Annotated in this window: 18 protein-coding genes; 14 read left to right on the top strand and 4 right to left on the bottom strand. The window is 62.1% G+C overall.

Features of this window, described 5'->3' with window-relative positions:
* Positions 1–50 precede the first annotated feature (50 nt).
* The 4 genes from ATC04_RS03725 to ATC04_RS03740 all read left to right on the top strand — a co-directional run bounded on the left by ATC04_RS03725 (position 51) and on the right by ATC04_RS03740 (position 3,098).
* Positions 51–1,421 carry a potassium transporter TrkG gene (locus ATC04_RS03725; protein WP_047120073.1) on the top strand — a complete coding sequence of 457 codons (1,371 nt, stop codon included), beginning with the start codon at positions 51–53 and terminating at the stop codon, positions 1,419–1,421.
* Positions 1,414–2,112, top strand: coding sequence for a TrkA family potassium uptake protein (locus ATC04_RS03730; RefSeq protein WP_231735897.1), 699 nt, complete (start codon positions 1,414–1,416; stop codon positions 2,110–2,112). The genes ATC04_RS03725 and ATC04_RS03730 overlap by 8 nt, the downstream gene beginning before the upstream one ends.
* Before the next feature lie 201 nt (positions 2,113–2,313).
* Positions 2,314–2,742, top strand: coding sequence for a hypothetical protein (locus tag ATC04_RS03735; RefSeq protein WP_047120072.1), 429 nt, complete (start codon positions 2,314–2,316; stop codon positions 2,740–2,742).
* Between the two features lie 167 nt (positions 2,743–2,909).
* Positions 2,910–3,098, top strand: coding sequence for a hypothetical protein (locus ATC04_RS03740; RefSeq protein ID WP_047120071.1), 189 nt, complete (start codon positions 2,910–2,912; stop codon positions 3,096–3,098).
* Here the strand turns inward: ATC04_RS03740 and ATC04_RS03745 are convergent.
* Together ATC04_RS03745 and ATC04_RS03750 are read right to left on the bottom strand one after the other, a co-directional pair.
* Positions 3,095–3,334, bottom strand: coding sequence for a hypothetical protein (locus ATC04_RS03745; protein WP_047120070.1), 240 nt, complete (start codon positions 3,332–3,334; stop codon positions 3,095–3,097). The genes ATC04_RS03740 and ATC04_RS03745 overlap by 4 nt on opposite strands.
* Positions 3,331–3,984, bottom strand: a complete 654-nt coding sequence (locus ATC04_RS03750; RefSeq protein ID WP_082123982.1) for a TetR/AcrR family transcriptional regulator — start codon at positions 3,982–3,984, stop codon at positions 3,331–3,333. Before ATC04_RS03750 ends, ATC04_RS03745 begins: the two co-directional genes overlap by 4 nt.
* A gap of 108 nt (positions 3,985–4,092) precedes the next feature.
* Between ATC04_RS03750 and ATC04_RS03755 the strand changes: the two genes are divergently transcribed.
* From ATC04_RS03755 to ATC04_RS03775, 5 genes are all read left to right on the top strand, one after another.
* A complete protein-coding gene (locus ATC04_RS03755; protein ID WP_047120069.1) occupies positions 4,093–5,526 on the top strand; it encodes an NAD(P)/FAD-dependent oxidoreductase in 1,434 nt (477 codons plus the stop codon).
* A 4-nt stretch (positions 5,527–5,530) separates the two neighbouring features.
* Complete coding sequence (locus ATC04_RS03760; protein WP_047120068.1) at positions 5,531–6,403, top strand: universal stress protein; 873 nt, start codon at positions 5,531–5,533, stop codon at positions 6,401–6,403.
* A 156-nt stretch (positions 6,404–6,559) separates the two neighbouring features.
* Complete coding sequence (locus ATC04_RS03765; RefSeq protein ID WP_231735898.1) at positions 6,560–8,074, top strand: APC family permease; 1,515 nt, start codon at positions 6,560–6,562, stop codon at positions 8,072–8,074.
* A 74-nt stretch (positions 8,075–8,148) separates the two neighbouring features.
* Positions 8,149–8,556: a low molecular weight phosphatase family protein gene (locus ATC04_RS03770; protein WP_047120911.1), complete on the top strand. Its 408-nt coding sequence runs from the start codon at positions 8,149–8,151 to the stop codon at positions 8,554–8,556.
* A gap of 62 nt (positions 8,557–8,618) precedes the next feature.
* The gene (locus ATC04_RS03775; RefSeq protein WP_286158854.1) at positions 8,619–9,779 is read left to right on the top strand and encodes an MFS transporter; all 1,161 of its coding nucleotides are present in this window, start codon (positions 8,619–8,621) and stop codon (positions 9,777–9,779) included.
* A gap of 42 nt (positions 9,780–9,821) precedes the next feature.
* Here ATC04_RS03775 and ATC04_RS03780 read toward each other — a convergent pair whose 3' ends face one another.
* A complete protein-coding gene (locus tag ATC04_RS03780; RefSeq protein WP_047120065.1) occupies positions 9,822–10,310 on the bottom strand; it encodes an Lrp/AsnC family transcriptional regulator in 489 nt (162 codons plus the stop codon).
* A 225-nt stretch (positions 10,311–10,535) separates the two neighbouring features.
* Here ATC04_RS03780 and ATC04_RS03785 point away from each other — a divergent pair, with 225 nt between their 5' ends.
* On the top strand, positions 10,536–10,736 hold the full coding sequence (locus tag ATC04_RS03785) for a helix-turn-helix domain-containing protein (protein ID WP_047120064.1): 201 nt from the start codon (positions 10,536–10,538) through the stop codon (positions 10,734–10,736).
* Positions 10,737–10,784: 48 nt separating this feature from the next.
* On the opposite strand, the gene ATC04_RS03790 is transcribed toward ATC04_RS03785, so the two are convergent.
* Positions 10,785–11,573, bottom strand: a complete 789-nt coding sequence (locus tag ATC04_RS03790; protein ID WP_047120063.1) for a MerR family transcriptional regulator — start codon at positions 11,571–11,573, stop codon at positions 10,785–10,787.
* 475 nt (positions 11,574–12,048) lie between these two features.
* Between ATC04_RS03790 and ATC04_RS03795 the strand changes: the two genes are divergently transcribed.
* The 4 genes from ATC04_RS03795 to ATC04_RS03810 all read left to right on the top strand — a co-directional run bounded on the left by ATC04_RS03795 (position 12,049) and on the right by ATC04_RS03810 (position 16,711).
* Entirely contained in the window at positions 12,049–12,879 is an 831-nt protein-coding gene (locus tag ATC04_RS03795) for a hypothetical protein (RefSeq protein ID WP_047120062.1), read from the top strand.
* A 57-nt stretch (positions 12,880–12,936) separates the two neighbouring features.
* Positions 12,937–13,287: a cupin domain-containing protein gene (locus ATC04_RS03800; RefSeq protein WP_052772483.1), complete on the top strand. Its 351-nt coding sequence runs from the start codon at positions 12,937–12,939 to the stop codon at positions 13,285–13,287.
* Between the two features lie 62 nt (positions 13,288–13,349).
* Positions 13,350–14,006 (top strand): aminoacyl-tRNA hydrolase, encoded by a 657-nt coding sequence (locus ATC04_RS03805; RefSeq protein WP_047120061.1) that lies wholly within the window; start codon positions 13,350–13,352, stop codon positions 14,004–14,006.
* Positions 14,007–14,146: 140 nt separating this feature from the next.
* Positions 14,147–16,711, top strand: coding sequence for an SH3 domain-containing protein (locus ATC04_RS03810; RefSeq protein ID WP_082123980.1), 2,565 nt, complete (start codon positions 14,147–14,149; stop codon positions 16,709–16,711).
* Positions 16,712–16,740 lie beyond the last annotated feature (29 nt).

Genomic DNA, 16,740 nt, shown 5'->3' on the forward strand with positions numbered 1-16,740 from the left:
TAAGGCTTTTCTACAACATGTAGACGGCAGGCACTACGAATTCGGATTCTATGAGTAAACTCCAGCGAAAGCACCGTTTTCATGTTTCCGGATCAACCGTGGTGGCGCGGCCGGCCCGCATGGTGGCTACGGGATTCGCCATCACGATCCTGATCGGCGGGTTGCTTCTCGCGTCCCCTCTTTCCTCTTCCACCGGGCAGTGGACGCCTTTCATCGATGCGCTGTTCACCGCAACTTCAGCAGTCTGCGTCACGGGCCTCGCGGTGCTCGATACCGCGACGCACTTCAGCGTTTTCGGGAAAATCGTGATCATCGCCTTGATCCAGGCCGGCGGTCTGGGCATCATGCTCGTCGCGTCCCTGTTCTCGCTGAGCATCTTGGGAAAACTCAGCCTGCGCGCAAAAATCACTGCGCAGACCGAGGCCAAGGCCGTCGAAGGCCCAAACGTGAAGAACGCCGCCCTGTCGATCGTGAAGGTGACGTTCACGATCGAGGGCATCATCGCGGTGCTGCTGGCTGCCCGATTCATCCTCGGGTACGGCTATTCGTTCGGGGAAGGTCTGGCCTACGGAGGGTTCCACGCGATCTCCGCTTTCAACAATGCAGGATTCGCACTCTTTTCCGACAACTTGGTGGGGTTCGCATCCGACCCGTGGATCTGCATTCCTATTGCCGCGGCGATCATCCTCGGCGGCCTGGGATTCCCCGTAATCCTGCAGATCCGCCGATACGCGCGGAACAGGCTGAAATGGTCCATGAATACGAAGATCGTGCTGGTAGGCACCGTTGCCTTGCTGCTGTTGGGCACCGTATTCATCACCGCCATGGAGTGGGCCAACCCGGACACATTGGGGCCTATGTCCGTCCAGGACAAGCTGCTGGCTGGATTCTTCCAATCCGTGCAGACGCGTACCGCAGGGTTCAACTCGATCAATATCGGGGACATGCATTCGGCCACCTGGCTGGGCATGGATCTGCTCATGTTCATCGGCGCTGGCCCGGCAGGCACCGGTGGCGGCATCAAGATCACGACCTTCGCGGTCCTGTTCTTCATCATCCTCACCGAACTACGCGGGGAAGCCGCAGTGAACATCTTCGGCAAGCGGCTGTCCCGTTCGGTGCACCGCCAGGCGATCACGGTGGCGCTCGTCGCGGTGGCCGCGGTCTTCACGGGAACTATGGCGCTGCTGGTGATCACCGAATTCACTCTGGATGAATGCCTGTTCGAAGCGACCTCGGCGTTCGCCACGGTGGGGCTGTCGACCGGCATCACCCCCGAGCTGCCCGCGACCGGCGAAGCGGTGCTGATCGCGCTGATGTACCTGGGACGCGTCGGCGTCCTGTCGCTCGGATCGGCGCTCGCCCTGCGCGACAAGAAGGCAGTATTCGAACTTCCAAAGGAAAGGCCAGCAATTGGTTAACTTCTCCGGCGGCCGCGGTGCGGCCAAGAAAATCGCCCATGCAAACTCCGTCGCAGTCATCGGCTTGGGACGTTTCGGAGCTTCGCTGGCTCTGGAGCTGATGAGCTCGGGAACCAGCGTGCTGGGAATCGACCTGGACGAAGGTATCGTCCAGTCCCTCAATGGGGAACTCACCCAAGTGGTCCGGGCCGACGCCACCAAGCGCGAAGCTCTTGAACAGCTCTCGCTCAACGAATTCGACAGGGTTGTGGTGGCCATCGGAAACCACCTCCAGGCGTCGATCCTCACCTGTTCAAAGCTGTTGAGCATGGACATTCCCCATGTCTGGGCCAAGGCGCTGGATGACCAGCACGGCCTGATTCTCGAACAGCTCGGCGTGCACCACATCATCTACCCGGAGAAGGACATGGGCCGAAGGGTAGCCCACCTGGTGCGCGGATCGATGATGGACTACCTCGAAATCGATCGTGGATTCGCCATGGTGAAAATGACGACGCCAAAGGTGCTGCAGGGGCTGAAACTCGGCGACAGCAACCTGCGCAAGCACTACGGGGTAACAGTGGCGGCCCGCACCAATGACGAGGGCCGCTGGCAGCATGCCGATGCCCAGACGGTGCTCAAGCCCGGTGACCGCATCCTGGTGCTCGGCCCCATTTCGGATACCGAAGCCTTCGGCCAGCTGCCCGATTGAACGGATTCCCACAGGCGCCTGAACGCCGCCCGGAAGCCCATCCAGGTGTGACGTAGGCGCGTTTAACGCTGAAATCATGCCGTTTGCATCACAGGTCCATGTGTGTTTGTGAACAAATAGACAAGTATTTAACAGGTAGCGAAAATTCGTGGGGTTTACTGGAAGTACGGTGTTTGAATTTACTTAGGAGAGCGGTTATCGATGGGCACGATCCCACTTGGCGAAGATATTCTGTTGGCACGACATGGCTCGAACATTGTCAAGCTCCGCCAGGACCGCAAGCACCGTTCGACCGTCGCCTACCTGCGTGGCGGAGAGATCGACACCGCATCGAACATCCTGATGGCGGCACCGGCAGTAGCCCCTGCCATCTCCCAGACTGCATCGGCGCCGACCCAGCCTGCAGCGGAGAAGCCTGCAACCCCGGCGGCAAGCATCAGCGCCGGCGCAGCCCGGTACCTGAACAACGAGAGCGCCATCAGCCGCGACGAGGTCCGCTCGCTGGCCAAGATCTCGTTGGGCTTCAGCGCGATCATGGGCACCGTCTTCGGCGGCCTGCTGCTGGCCCTGTACAAGGTCGGCGGCCCCGAAGCCTTTGACTCCATCGCGACGATGACCACGATGCAGTAATCGCATAACTTTCACCGTGCGAAGCGGGGTCCCTTTGGGCCCCGCTTCTGCCATTCACGTGCAGATTTCATCCATTGCGGGTCCGTCATTGTCCAGCCCTTGTCAAGTCTCGTATTTCAGCGAATCAGGGCATAGGATTGCCGCAACGCGAGGGATGGGAGTGCATCATGCGCTTTGTTTTGGAAGTCAATTTCGACACCGAGAATATGCAGCTGAAGCCGTTGGAGGAGCTGCAGAAGATTCTGCGTGACTGGTCCACCAAGATCACCATGTATCCGCTCGTTCCCGGCGCCCAGGAAGACGTCTTCGACTCCGACAACGAAGAAGTCGGGGAGTGGGCGATCCTGGACGACTAGTCCCGGCGCTTGGAGAATCTCCCGATCACATAGCCCGCCGCCAAAGTGATGAGCAGGATCGCCCACAACGGAGCGGCGGTGTGGAACAGGAAGAATTCGACGCGCACGATATTCAGGTTCTGCAAGATGAACACCAAGGCCACGATGACCAGCGCCACCGAGGTCCACTGCTTGCCGGTGATACGTGCCAGCCATGACTTCTTCTGCGGCCCGTCGGCGTCGTGGGCTTGAGTCATTTTTCGCTCCCTGCCGCCAGGAGGCCTGCGACCATGGCCTGCAGGCCGCGCTGGAACGAGTCGTCGCTGGTGTTCCGCCCGGTGGCGCGCTGATCGGACACTGCTTGTGTGAAGTTCGGGGTGGCATCCTTGTGGTCCCGCGCGTCGAAGATGTCGTGCGGGGCGGCGGTATCCATGGCCGAGCCGAAAATGAATGATTCCAGCGCCACGATGGTGGGGATGATTGCCTCGTCCTTCAACCCGTAGTCGCGCAAAGCCTCGGCGACCCGTTCATACATCTTCAAGGTGCGCGGGGAATCGGACACCGGGAGCACCGCAATGACCGGAACTAGGGGAATGTGCTGGGCGAAGACATTCCGGTAGCTCGTGGCCCATTCAACCAGCGCCTCGGAGATCGCCAGGGTGTCGAAGACCGAGGTGTCCACATCGGTCATCACCAGTTCCTGGACCCACTGCAACAGGTCGTGCTTAGAGGACACGTGGTTGTATAGGGCCGAGGCGGCAACGCCCAGGGATTTGGCCAGGCGCTGCATCGTCAGGGCCTCGTAGCCGTCGGCGGAAGCCAGCTCCAGCGCGTGGCTGGTGATGCGTTCCCGGGTGAGCACGGCTCTGCGCGGTCTGCCCGCACGGCGAGGCGCCTCTTCGCTCATTGATGATCCCCTAGCTGACGTGGGTTACTTCACAAGATCGTGTTCGTACCCTATGCTATAGGAAAGATAAATGAACTGAATTCATTTTATAGTTCTAGGAGAGCAGTTATGAAACATCTCGAACGTGATGTCGTTGTCATTGGTGCAGGTCCTTCCGGCCTGACCGCCGCCTACGAGCTGGTCAAGGCCGGCAAGTCCGTAGCGGTGCTCGAAGCCCGCGACCGCGTGGGCGGCCGCACCTGGACCGACACCATGGACGGCGCCACTATCGAGATCGGCGGCCAGTGGATCAGCCCGGACCAGACCGGCCTGTACTCGCTGATCGAGGAACTGGGCATCGAGACCTTCGAGCGCTACAAGCAGGGCAAGAGCGTCTACCGCACCGAGGCCGGCGAAGCCATCATCTACGAAGGCGAGGACTTCCCGGTTGGCGAAGCCACCGTGGCCGAGATGGACAAGCTCATCGCGATCATGAACGAGCTGGCCGCCGGCATGAACCCGGACAAGCCGTGGGAGCACCCGCAGGCCGAGGAGCTGGACAAGATCTCCTTCCACCACTTCCTGCGCGAGAACTCCTCCGACGAGGTGGCCTGCAACAACATCGGCTTGTTCATCGCAGGCGGCATGCTGACCAAGCCGGCCCACACCTTCTCCGCGCTGCAGGCAGTGCTCATGGCCTCCTCCGCAGGCTCCTTCGACAACCTGGTCGACGAAGACTTCATCCTGGACCGCCGCATGAAGACCTCCATGCAGGGCGTGTCCATCGCCGTGGCCGAACGCCTGCCGGAAGACACCCTGTTCCTGGAGAACCCGGTGCTCAAGCTCGAATGGTCCGAAGACGGCGTGGTGGCCCACGGTGCCGACGTCACCGTGAAGGCCAAGAAGGCCGTGCTGGCAGTTCCGCCGAACCTGTACAACCGCATCAGCTACTTCCCGCCGCTGCCTCGCTGGCAGCACGTCACCCACCAGCACCAGTCCATGGGCCTGGTCATCAAGGTGCACGCGGTCTACGACACCCCGTTCTGGCGTGAAGAGGGCCTGTCCGGCACCTGCTTCGGCCCGAACCACCTGGTCCAGGAAATCTACGACAACACCTTCGACGGCGAATCCACCGGCACCCTCGTCGGCTTCATCTCGGATCTGGAAGCCGACAAGATCTGGGCCATGGACACCGACGCCGAGCGCAAGGAAGCCATCCTGAAGGCCATGGCCGAGTTCCTGGGCGAGAAGACCCTGGATCCGAAGGTCTTCTACCTCTCCGACTTCGGCTCCGAAGAGTGGACCCGCGGCGCCTACGCCACCAGCTACGATTTGGGCGGCCTGTACCGCTTCGGCCCGAGCCAGAACGAGAACGTTGGCCCGATCTACTTCTCCTCCTCGGACCTGGCCGGCGAAGGCTACCAGCACGTTGACGGTGCAGTACGCATGGGCCGCCGCAACGCGGCCCGCATTCTCGCGGAACTCGACGGAACCTCCTACGACGAGTCCTACGACGGCGTGGCTACCCTGACCGCTCCGGCCGACTCGAAGATCACCGTCTAAGACGATGAAACTGCTCGTAGGTTACACCGCCGACGAACGCGGCGCGGAGGCCATTGAGTTGGCCAGCGCAGTGGTGGCCGGAACGAAGGATGCATTCGTGCAGATTGCCATCGTTCTTCCTGCCGCCGCACCCTTTACCGCCGTCTACCCGGGCGGAGACCATGGTTATGAAACCATTCTCTCCGCCCAGGTGGACCGGTGGGCCGCCGAAGCACTGGCGCTGGTTCCCGAGGGAATCGGCGCCAGCGTTGTGGCGCGCTCCGTGTCGTCCATCGCTGAAGGACTGATCGAACTCGGCGAAGAGTTCGAAGTCCACGGAATCGTGCTCGGAGGGCGCAAGCGCCATCTGGGCGGCTTCTTCATGCCCGGGGCCATCGCCAACGCCCTGCTGCACTCCTCGCCGCTGCCGGTCTTCATGACCTCACCGGCCTCTTTGGAGAACCTGCGCGAAGCAGGCGGGCAGATCACCCGGCTGACCGCGTTCGTCGGAGACCGCCCCGGGGCCGAGGAGATCATCTCCCTGGCCGCCCGCGTCGCCAACGCGCGCAATATCAAGCTGCGTGTGGCAAATTTCGTGGCCCACGCCGACGTGTCCGAAGGCTCCGCCGGAATCGACGACCACGTGCGCGGGATCCGCGAATACCTCGATGAACTGGTGAAGGAACTGGGCATCGAGGCGAGCGTCGAGGTCATCGCCAGCGGCAGCATCGACACCGCGATCAACGAGCTGTCCTGGCAGCCCGGAGATCTGGCCCTGCTCGGCTCGGCCCGCCTGGCGGCGCATCGCCGCCTGTTCATCGGCCCGAAGGCGCATCGCATCCTCGGCCACCTCAACGTCCCCATGGGCGTCATTCCCCACTTGCCATCAACACGGTAGAAAGCCGATCAAAAATTCGTATCCCTTGGATCCTCTCCAAAACGCACTCACCGTCGACCGCCCTGCCGCATACCTGACACAGCGTCCAGGGCGGCGCGCACTGCCGCGGCTCAACGGTGAGCACACTCCCAAAGGTTTTTGACAATGTCACAAGAAATGAGGCGGGATAGCCTTCCCGAAACGAACGATTCGGGACTTCATGAAAAAGGTCTGTCCAAGGGCACCGTCGGTGTCCTGGGCCTGATCGTTATCGGCATCTCCTGCATTGCCCCGGCGTACACCTTGACCGCCGGGCTCGGCGCGACCGTAGCCGAGGTGGGCACCAGCCTTCCGGCCATCCTGATCGCCGGCTTCATCCCCATGCTTCTCGTGGCCCTGGGCTACCGGGAACTGAACAACGCCATGCCCGACTCGGGCACCTCCTTCACCTGGGCGACCCGGGCCTTCGGGCCCATGATCGGCTGGATGGGCGGCTGGGGCCTGATCGCCGCCACGGTGATCGTGCTCTCCAACCTGGCCGCGGTGGCGGTGGACTTCTTCTACATCCTCATCGCACAGCTCACCGGCCAGGAATGGATCGCGGCGCTGACCAAGAACCTGTGGATCAACATCCCGACCACGCTGGTGTTCATCGCCATCGCCGCCTACATCTCCTACCGGGGCATGAACGCCACCAAGGTCTTCCAGTACGTGCTGGTGGGCTTCCAGGTAGGTGTGCTGCTGCTGTTCGCGATCATGTCCTTCACTGCTGATGCGCCGTTCGACCGCACCCCAATCACCTGGGACATGTTCAACCCGATGGGCGTGGAATCCTTCACCGCCTTCGCCGCCGGCATCTCGTTGTCCATCTTCGTATTCTGGGGCTGGGACGTCACCCTGACCATGAACGAGGAAACCACCGATCCGAACAAGGTCCCGGGCCGCGGCGCCACCTGGACGGTGCTGATCATCATCGCGCTGTACCTGGCCGTCGCCACCGCCGTGCTGTACTTCGCCGGCGTCGGAACCACCGGCCTGGGCGCCGGCAACCCGGACAACCAGGAATCCATCTTCGCCGTGCTGGCTGGACCGGTCATGGGCCCGTTGGCCATCTTGATGTCGCTGGCCATCATGTCCTCCTCCGCGGCGTCGCTGCAGTCGACCATGGTCTCCCCGGCGCGCACCATCCTGGCCATGGGCTACTACAAGGCGCTGCCGAGCAGCTTCGCCAAGATCTCCCCGCGCTACATGTCGCCCTCGGTGGCCACCGTGGTCTCGGCGGCCGCAGCCGCTGCATTCTACGTGGTCACCCGCCTGCTGTCGGAAAACGCCCTGTGGGACACCATCACCGCCCTCGGGCTGATGATCTGCTTCTACTACGGACTGACCGCGCTGGCCTGCGTCTGGTACTTCCGCGGCGAGCTGTTCGCCAACGCCCGGAACTTCTTCTTCAAGTTCCTGGCTCCGCTGGTGGGCGGCGTCATCCTGCTGGTGATGTTCTTCGTCACCGCGGTCGATTCCATGAACCCGGAGTACGGTTCGGGCTCGGAGATCGGCGGCATCGGCATGGTCTTCATCCTCGGTGTCGGCGTGCTGCTGCTGGGCGTGCTGGTCATGCTCTACAGCCGTGTCCGCCACCCGGCGTTCTTCAAGGGCGAGACGATCAAGACCGGCAAAAACCTGACCCTCTGAGAATCCCGGCGCCCCAGCGTCACTGTTGCACATTGAACCACCCAAAGCACGCTTTGGGTGGTTCAATTGTTTTCATGACTACACCTTCGGTTCTCTTCATTTGCTCACGCAATGCCGGCAAGTCGCAGATGGCCGCGGCACTGATGGATTACGTGTCAGACGGCAAGGTCACCAGCTATTCGGCCGGCACCAACCCCGGTGCCTCGATCAATCACGAAGCGGTCGCCTCGCTGGCCGAGTGCGGCGCGGACATGGCCCAGGGCGAACCCAAGCCCATCGATCCGTCGCTGGCCGCCTCGGTGGACCGGGTGGTTATCCTCGGCACCGACGCCAATCCGAGCTTCGATCCGCAGGTGAAGACCGAACGCTGGGTCACCTACGAGCCGAGCGAAGACGGCATCACCGGCGCCGAACGGATGAACATGATCCGCGATGAAATCGCCGACCGGGTACGCAGCCTTTTCCACGAATTGGAGAAGTAGGCATCGCACTTTCCAAGACCGCACGCCGCACCACCTCGTGGTGGCTTCCCGGCATCTGCCTGATCCTCACCGGCTGGTGCGCCAACCAGTATGTCTCCCTGATCAGCTGGTACCAGCAGCAACGGCTGCTGAGCGAATTCGAAGCCATGCTGGTCATGGGCAGCTATCTGCTCGGCATGATCCCTGCACTGATGTTCGGCGGCCCGCTGACTGACCGCTTCGGGCGAAAGCCCTTCACGCTGGCGGCCCTGGCATTCTCGGTGCTCGGATCCCTGGCCCTGATGGGCGGCTGGTACACCGAAGCGGGCCTGTACCTCGGACGCGTCTTCACCGGGCTGGGCATGGGGCTCGCCATGGTGGCAGTCACCAGCTGGGTCAAGCTGATCAGCCCCGGGCCGGCAGGCGCCACCCGGGCGGCGCTGTGCACCTCGGCCGGCTTCGCCATCGGCCCGGCGATCTCCGGCGCGATTGTCGGATCCAGCCAAAGCCCGGAACTCGCCTACGCTGTCCACGCGGTCGCCACGCTGGCCTGGTTGCTGCTGATGCTCACCGCCAAGGAGGAACAGCCAGCCGTCCTGCGCCAGGTGGATCCGGCGGATGCTGCCCCTGCCGCGCACCAGATGCGGACCAGCATGGCGAACATGAAGCGGTTCACCCGGCTGGTGCTGCCCGCAGCCCCCTGGGTCTTCGGGATGGCAGCCACGGGGTTCGCGGTGGTCCCCGCCCTGACCGCCGAACCGGGCCAATCCAGCCTGCTGTATTCCACGATCGCCGTGGTGGTCACGATGGGCATGGGCGCAGCAATCCAGCCGCTGATCCGCCGTTTCAACGATGTCAGCCGGGTCGGCCTGCTGCTCTGGGGGCTGGGCGTCGCCTTGGCGGGCCTGTTGCTGATGCTGGTGGTTTCGCTGACCGGCTCCGAAGCCGTGGGCATGGCGGCATCGGTCGTGTCTGGCGCCGCGAACGGAATCCTGCTGGTCGCAGGGCTGAGCCAGGTGCTGGATCTGGCAGGTCCCGCGGATCTGGGCAAGCTGACCGGACGGTTCTACATGTGCTGCTTCATCGGCTTCACGTTCCCCACGCTGTTCGCCCTGTGGCGGCCGATGGCCCACCCGGCGCTGTTCATCGGGCTGCTCGCCATCTGCTGCGCCGCCTCCATGGTCCAGGTATTCAGGGCCCGGAAATACCTGCCCGGACGAATCCCCCAGCATGTAACAGACTAACGGCCAGGCACGCGGTGCCTGGCCGTTGTGAAAGATGCGGGCTTAGTGCTTTTCGCCGCTCAACTTCTTGAGCAGCTCGGTGGTGCGGAACGGAATGACGTCGCGCAGGATCATTGACGTCGAGGTGCGGGTGATGCCCGGGCAGAGGCGAATTTCCTCGCTGACCCGGTACAAGTCGTCGGGGTCCGTGGCGGCTACGCGGATCAGCAGGTCGGTATCGCCGGCAGGAGCCACGCACTCGAGGACTTCTGGGATTTGCCGCAGTCCCGCGATCGCCTCGTTCAGGCGGGCCTGGTCCAGCTCCGCGCTGACGAACGCGCTGACGCCGCGGCCCATGGCCGCCGGCAGAATACGCGCAGTATTCGGACGCAGGGCGCCGGAGTTCGCCAGCCGCTCCAAACGGGACTGCACGGTGCCTCGGGCCAGTCCAAGCTGCTGGGCGAGCATCATGATGGGAACACGCGGATCGGCATCGAGGGCCAGAAGGATACGTCGGTCGGTTTCATCGAGCTGATACGTATCCGAATTCATCTGTGGTCTCCTATGACGGCGTGTGCGTGAAGATCGCGAGTGCTACAAATAGATTTTAGTCAAAATGACCAGTATCTCCCAAGCGTGTTGCACGGACTGACCGGTTTGTTGCGTGCGCGGTGCTCGCAGGGGCAGCAACGGCATAAATTGTGGCGTAGGGAACACGTTATGCACAGGTTGCGTCGAATCAGATCTAACTTCAGCAAATGACAGTAATCTGATGCCATGAGGTTCTTGCGATTAGAAGACGTTGCCGAGGAGCTGAACGTCAAGCTTCCGCAGATCCGCGCGTTGATCAAGAGTGGAGAGCTGCCAGCCATCCAAATCGGAGGCAGGGGAGTGTGGCGCGTGGAACGCGAAAAGCTGGAGGAATACATCCAGACTCGCTATGCCCAAGCGCGCGAGGAAATCGAGAGGGAATCATAGCGGGCGCTCCGGCAGAGTCTTCGAGACGTATGCCGAAGCACCTGATTGCTAGTGCTCCTCTTCATTCATGAACGAATGCAGGGCATCGCGGACGAACGGTGCGTGCCCCTGATAGTTCTTGGCGAAGCGTTCATCAGCGACGTACATGTCGGCAAGTCCCAGCACGTACGCGCGCAACTGCGCCGGGTCGCCGGAAGCGGCCGGGGTGCCCGGTATGGACGCCAGCCACTGCACGTGCCGGGAAGCCAGCAGGCGTGCGGCGTCGCTGTCGGCGGAGATTCCGTCTTCGCCAGCCTGTACCCACGCGTGGTTCAGCTCCTTGACCTGTTCCATCATGTCGGCTCGCTCGGCGCCGCTCTTCGAGCGCCACCATTGATCGGAACGCTCGTAGGCTTCCGAGCCCCACCGGGCGACGACTTCTTCCTTGTATTGCTCGTTGAACCCTTCGAAGGCCGAATCGAGATTCACTGTTTCCCCTTTCGATAGTGCGCTAATGCTGTGGCGCAGGGCCTTGATCTGACGGTCTATGTTTTCCCGCTGCCGATCCAGGTCTTTGACATGGATTTCCAGCGCCTGGATCTGTTCCGTTTTGGAATCGAGCACCTCGGAGATGGTGTCCAGCCGCAGGCCCAATTGGCGCAGCAGCAGGATCCGTTGCAAGCGGACCAGCTCGTGCTGGCCATAATGCCGGTAGCCGTTGTCAGCCACGAATGCCGGACGAAGCAGGCCGATGTGGTCGTAGTGCCGCAAGGTTCTGCTGGTCACCCCGGTCGACTTGGCTACCTCGGAGATGCTGTAACTCGTGTCCGGGTGTTTCTCTCGGCGAATCTTATCCATATGGAAACGCTATAGGTTGACGTTGCGTCAAGGTCAACACCGTTCGGAACGCCCCTTCCGGGAGGGTTTTCGAGCAGTGCCGGCAAAGTGACGGATCGACGCAAACGAGATGGGCCGAGATTGATCATATTGATCAACCATGATGATGCGTATTGCGCACCCTGACTGGTCTGTAGTTGAATAAACGTAGTTGAAGTCGTCAAGAGCTACCGCCGAGAACGACTTTCACCGGCACGTTCCAGACCAAAGTCATCTGTAACGTTGTCGTGCGCTTCGACCACCCGTATCGAACCATGGTGAATAGAATTCGCGAGCGGCTCGCAGGTATTCCACCCTTGAGGGAATACCTCCGAGCCGCTCGTTTGTCTTGCCATTCCTGCTCCGGGGCTCGCGAAACGCTGGCCTGAAGCCGTACAGGTTGCCCTGAGCTCTGGAAGAATGAGTCCAGAAGAACACTGGGGGACTCGAAGGAGCAATGTTGAGATCAACCGCAGGCGTCTGGCAAAGCTGGTGGATGCAGCTGGTGGCCGGGCTGCTGATCGTGGCGTTCGCCGTCCTTCCGTGGCTGTGGATCGGCTACGAAGACCAAGCAATTCTTCCCTACACTTCGAACGACGCACTCGGATTGCTGCTCGTCTTCTCCATGGCGACCCTGCTCAGCGCATTCTTCGCCCGCAGGGTTGGGCACGGCGGTACTAAATTCGCCGTGGTGACCGATGTCGGCGTGGTGCTCGGGTTTATCGCGCTGGCATTCCAAGCGACGTACGTGGTCGAACCGGGACTATTCGACGGGGAGATCTCTGCGGACTCGGTGCGCCACCTGTATTTCCTTGGCACCCTGTTTGCCGTGTTCCAAGCGCTGTACTACCTGATCGTCAAGCTCAAGCTCATTGCAGCGGCCCCGTTGGTTGCGCTGATCGCCGTGGGCATCAGCTACTGGCTGCAGGTCGTGGCTTCCCTCGTTTCCGGAGCGCAGTCCTACGCGCAATATCTCTGGTATGCCGGGCCGGTAGTCCTCGGCCTGGTGCTGGGAGTCCTGGGGTTCCTGAAGGCCGCCAATTTGCTGATCTGGATTCTCTCGCTCGTGATCCAGTGGATCACGCCCGCGCTGTTCGAGAGTGTCGCCGCGGTCGGCCAAGGCACGGAGCGCGGTGTCGGGAGCATTCTCGGCGCGCTCGTGAGCGGCACTTCCGATGCCCTAGTTAAGCAAGAATGGCAGATCCCTGTTCTGGTCAGCCTCGCTACTGCCATGCTGACGAGCGTCGTCTTGTTGATTGTCCACAAGGTCAGGGGACGAAGGTACTAGCCGATCTCGTCGGATGATTATCTCCCTGCGCACCATGAATTACGGAAGGAACTAGCCATGAGCCAGAATACGTCGGATGCGAGCGATTCGGTGCTGATCGCCCGGACAATCCAGGACTATGCCGAACGGAATCCGATCAAGCCCGGCAAGTACGCCGCCAAGCGCATTTTCGCGGGGGAGAAGGCCCAGATCACCGAAATCGCCTTCGATGCAGGGGTGGAGCTTCCGGACCACATGGCGCGCACACCGATCATCGTCCAAGTGATCAGCGGCGAAGTTGATTTCACCGTTGGCGGCGCAACCTCCACGTTGGGCATCGGAGGCTCCATTTTCGTTGAAGCCAACGTCCTGCATGCGGTTTACGCCGCGCAGCAGGCGCGCATTACGGTCACGTTCCTGAGCAGCTAGGGTCAGGGACCCTGCAACCGGTGTTGGTGAGAGGCCCCGCGCGCTTTGAATAGAATGATTCCATGAGTGAGTTGCGCGAACGCGATCCGGATGAACTGGTTCAAGCGATCATCCTGCGGATCGACAAGGAAGATCCGTCCACCGAGGACGAGGGCCTCTCAGCAGTTGCCCGCGCAGCTGTCATCGCCTACCTCCGCTCGCCGCATGAACCTGAATGGCAGACCTGGTCGGAGCAGGCATTTGCCAAATCGGTGCGGCGCGCCAATCCCAAGATGTTCTCCAAGGTGCTGGAGGTGTTCACCGAAGCGATGGTGAGCCAGGTCGGCAAGGCCCAAGCCGTGGGCCTGCCGCCGTTGCCGGCGAACGACCTGCCGAAACTCATCGCCAAACTACAGGTGTCCGGCACGCAACTGCCCAAGAGCAACGAGGTGCTGGTCGCGGAGGTCAATATCGGCATCAGAAAATCACTGCAGATGTCCACCGGCAAGGCTGCGGCGCAGAGCGCGCACGCGCTGTTCGCCTGGCTGACCGAGGAACAAGGCGAGCGCATCGAACGCTGGTTGTCCGCCCATGCGCCGGTCGGGATCCAGCACCTGTCCGATGAAGACTTCGAGCGGCTCCGCGTACAAGCCGCGGGGCCGGTGATCCAGGATGCAGGGCGAACGGAAATCGAGCCCGGTTCGGAAACCGCGTTTGTATACATCAAAACAACTAAGTGAATTTCGAGTGTGCAAATACTGTATTTTCTCTGGGTATGTCATTCTAGGAGTGGCAGCCGTAACTGGAGGACTACCGACGGGCAGCTGTCGTCCAGTTTCCGACCTCACCGATCAGTGAGGATCTGACCGAAAGAACCCAGATGCCCCGTCGCACTCGCGCGCTAGGCCTTGCCTTGGCGCTGTCACTATGCCTGAGCCCCGTGATCCCGGCCGCCGCCGCGCCGAGCATCATTTCCGCCCAGGAAGTAGCACTTGCCGCCGCGGTCAAAACCGTCAGCAAGAAAACCATCCAGAACCTGAACCTGCGGCAGAGCGCCAGCGCTTCGTCCAAATCGCTGCTGGTGATTCCGAAGAACGCCACCGTCAAGGTCAGCGCCACGAGCAACGGATGGTCGAAAACCAGCTACGGCAACAAAACCGGCTGGGTCTCGGCAAAGTTCCTCACCAACGTTCCAGCAACTTCCACCTCGAAGACCAAGACCTACCGCTACCTGAGCTCCTACCAGGTGCTGCGGCAGAGCCCGTCGTCCAAGGCGAAGTCGCTCGGAGCGCTGCAGCGCCGGACCAAGGTCGAGCGCCTGGGTACCTCAGGCTCCTGGACCAAGATCAAGTCCGGCAGCAAGACCGGATTCGTGCCCACGAACCAGCTCAAGAGCAGCGCGCCGGCTGTTGCCTACCGCTGGGCCAAGACCAAGCAGCCGATCTACAAGAGCACCTCGACCAGCTCCGCCAAGGTCGCCATCCTCGCCGCCGGCGCAAAGGTCCAGTGGCTGCGCAACTACGGCAGCTGGAGCTCGGTGTCGGTCTCGGGCAAGACCGGATGGATCCAGAGCAAGCATCTGGGCGCCACCGCACCGCTGAAGGTGATTGGTTCGCGCTGGAGCATCGATACCACCATTGTCCGCGCGACCCCGTCGTCCAAGGCGAAGTCGCTGGGAAGCATCCCGGCTGGCCAGAAACTGAGCCTGTACTCGACCAGCGGCTCGTGGGCCAAGGTCAAGACCTCCAAGGGAATCGGTTGGGTGCCGGTCTCCTCGGTGGTGGCCACCGCCTACAAGCCGATCTCCAGCAAGTCCTACTGGGCCGGGGCGAATCTCGCCTTGAAGTCGGCGAACTCCTCTGGCAGCAAGAGTATGGGCAGCATCGCCAAGGGGCAGAAGGTCACCGCCATCGGCACCTCCAACGGCTGGACCCGGATCAAGTCCTCCAAGGGCACCGGCTGGGTGCCGTCGAAGAACCTGCTGGCCAAGGCCCCGGTGGTCGAAAAGGTCATCGGCTCGCGCTGGACCACCGACAAGACCGTCGTCCGCGCCACCGCCTCGACCAAGGCCAAGTCCCTGGGTACCGCTTACGCCGGCCAGAAGATGAGCCTGTATTCGACCAGCGGCTCGTGGTCGAAGGTCAAGACCGCCAAGGGCGCCGGATGGGTTCCCACCTCCTCGCTCGTCACCACGGCCTACACGCCGATCTCCAGCAAGTCCTACTGGGCCACCTCCGGCACCACGCTGCGCGCGTCGAACACCGGCAGCTCGAAGTCGCTGGGCTCCCTGGCAAAGGGCCAGAAGGTCACCGCCATCGGCTCCGCCAACGGCTGGACCCGCGTCAAGTCCTCCAAGGGGACCGGCTGGGTTCCGACAAAACACCTGAGCTCCAAGGCCCCGGTCGTGGACAAGGTCATCGGCACCCGCTGGAGCATGGACGCAACGGCGGTGCGCACCACGGCCTCGTCCTCCGCGAAGTCGCTGGGCACCATACCTGCCGGCCAGAAGCTCAGCCTCTACGCAACCAGCGGCTCGTGGTCGAAGGTCAAGACCTCCAAGGGCACCGGATGGGTTCCAACCTCCACGCTGACGAACTCGGCCTACGCCGTGATCGCCAGCAAGCCGTACTGGGCCACCACCAACGTGAACCAGCGCGTCGGAAACTCGGTGAACACCAAGTCATTGGGTGTGCTGTCCACGAATGAAAAGGTCACCGCCCTGGGTTCGGCCAACGGCTGGATCCGCGTGAAGAGCCGGCTCGGAACCGGCTGGGTGTCGGGAGCCTACCTCTCGGCATCCAAGCCGAGCCTGCCGCTGCCATCGGACCCGCCAGCCACTCCCAACGCCAGCTACCGCTGGACCACCGCCAGCGTCAACCTGCGCACCGGTGCGGGCACCCAGTACGCGTCCAAGGGCGTCGTGGCGCTGGGCGAAAAGGTCACCTACCTGAAGACCTCGAACGGCTGGGCCAACGTGGTCACCAGCCTGGGCAGCGGATGGATCAAGGACGACTACCTGAGCACCAAGGCCACCGTTTCGGTGCAGCCCGACACCCAGAAGGTCATCAACGCGGTCAAGGACCGCTTCGCAGACAGCATCAGCGCCATCTATACGTTGCGCAGCGGCTCGATCGGGCACAGCAGCGGCAAGGCCGCCGATTTGATGATCCGCAACTACAAGACCGCAACGGGTGTGGCCAACGGCGACAAGATCGCGCAGTTCCTGCTCGACAACCGCGACCAGTTGGGTGTCTCCTACCTGATCTGGCAGGACGAGATCTGGCTTCCAACCACCGGATGGACTGCCTACTCCACCTCCGGCAAGTACGGAAACCAGTTCACCGGCAACTGGAACGACACCACCCGCCACATGGACCACGTCCATGTCGAGGTCTACGGCAACGCCGCGAACAACAAGCCGCTGGACCTCAGCGCCCTGCGTTAGCGGGCCTCGCAGCCCGCACGCTGGGGATG

Origin of the sequence: Arthrobacter sp. YC-RL1, from assembly GCF_001454985.1 — a bacterium.
Taxonomy (GTDB): Bacteria; Actinomycetota; Actinomycetes; order Actinomycetales; family Micrococcaceae; genus Glutamicibacter; species Glutamicibacter soli.

Bases quoted from the DNA above. Each gene is read 5' to 3' on its own strand.
- ATC04_RS03765 (WP_231735898.1), top strand. From the start codon at position 6,560: ATGAGGCGGGATAGCCTTCCCGAAACGAACGATTCGGGACTTCATGAA.
- ATC04_RS03810 (WP_082123980.1), top strand. From the start codon at position 14,147: ATGCCCCGTCGCACTCGCGCGCTAGGCCTTGCCTTGGCGCTGTCACTA.
- ATC04_RS03755 (WP_047120069.1), top strand. From the start codon at position 4,093: ATGAAACATCTCGAACGTGATGTCGTTGTCATTGGTGCAGGTCCTTCC.
- ATC04_RS03770 (WP_047120911.1), top strand. From the start codon at position 8,149: ATGACTACACCTTCGGTTCTCTTCATTTGCTCACGCAATGCCGGCAAG.
- ATC04_RS03760 (WP_047120068.1), top strand. From the start codon at position 5,531: ATGAAACTGCTCGTAGGTTACACCGCCGACGAACGCGGCGCGGAGGCC.
- ATC04_RS03805 (WP_047120061.1), top strand. From the start codon at position 13,350: ATGAGTGAGTTGCGCGAACGCGATCCGGATGAACTGGTTCAAGCGATC.
- ATC04_RS03795 (WP_047120062.1), top strand. From the start codon at position 12,049: ATGTTGAGATCAACCGCAGGCGTCTGGCAAAGCTGGTGGATGCAGCTG.
- ATC04_RS03780 (WP_047120065.1), bottom strand. From the start codon at position 10,310: ATGAATTCGGATACGTATCAGCTCGATGAAACCGACCGACGTATCCTT.
- ATC04_RS03790 (WP_047120063.1), bottom strand. From the start codon at position 11,573: ATGGATAAGATTCGCCGAGAGAAACACCCGGACACGAGTTACAGCATC.
- ATC04_RS03750 (WP_082123982.1), bottom strand. From the start codon at position 3,984: ATGAGCGAAGAGGCGCCTCGCCGTGCGGGCAGACCGCGCAGAGCCGTG.
- ATC04_RS03725 (WP_047120073.1), top strand. From the start codon at position 51: ATGAGTAAACTCCAGCGAAAGCACCGTTTTCATGTTTCCGGATCAACC.
- ATC04_RS03785 (WP_047120064.1), top strand. From the start codon at position 10,536: ATGAGGTTCTTGCGATTAGAAGACGTTGCCGAGGAGCTGAACGTCAAG.
- ATC04_RS03735 (WP_047120072.1), top strand. From the start codon at position 2,314: ATGGGCACGATCCCACTTGGCGAAGATATTCTGTTGGCACGACATGGC.
- ATC04_RS03745 (WP_047120070.1), bottom strand. From the start codon at position 3,334: ATGACTCAAGCCCACGACGCCGACGGGCCGCAGAAGAAGTCATGGCTG.
- ATC04_RS03740 (WP_047120071.1), top strand. From the start codon at position 2,910: ATGCGCTTTGTTTTGGAAGTCAATTTCGACACCGAGAATATGCAGCTG.
- ATC04_RS03800 (WP_052772483.1), top strand. From the start codon at position 12,937: ATGAGCCAGAATACGTCGGATGCGAGCGATTCGGTGCTGATCGCCCGG.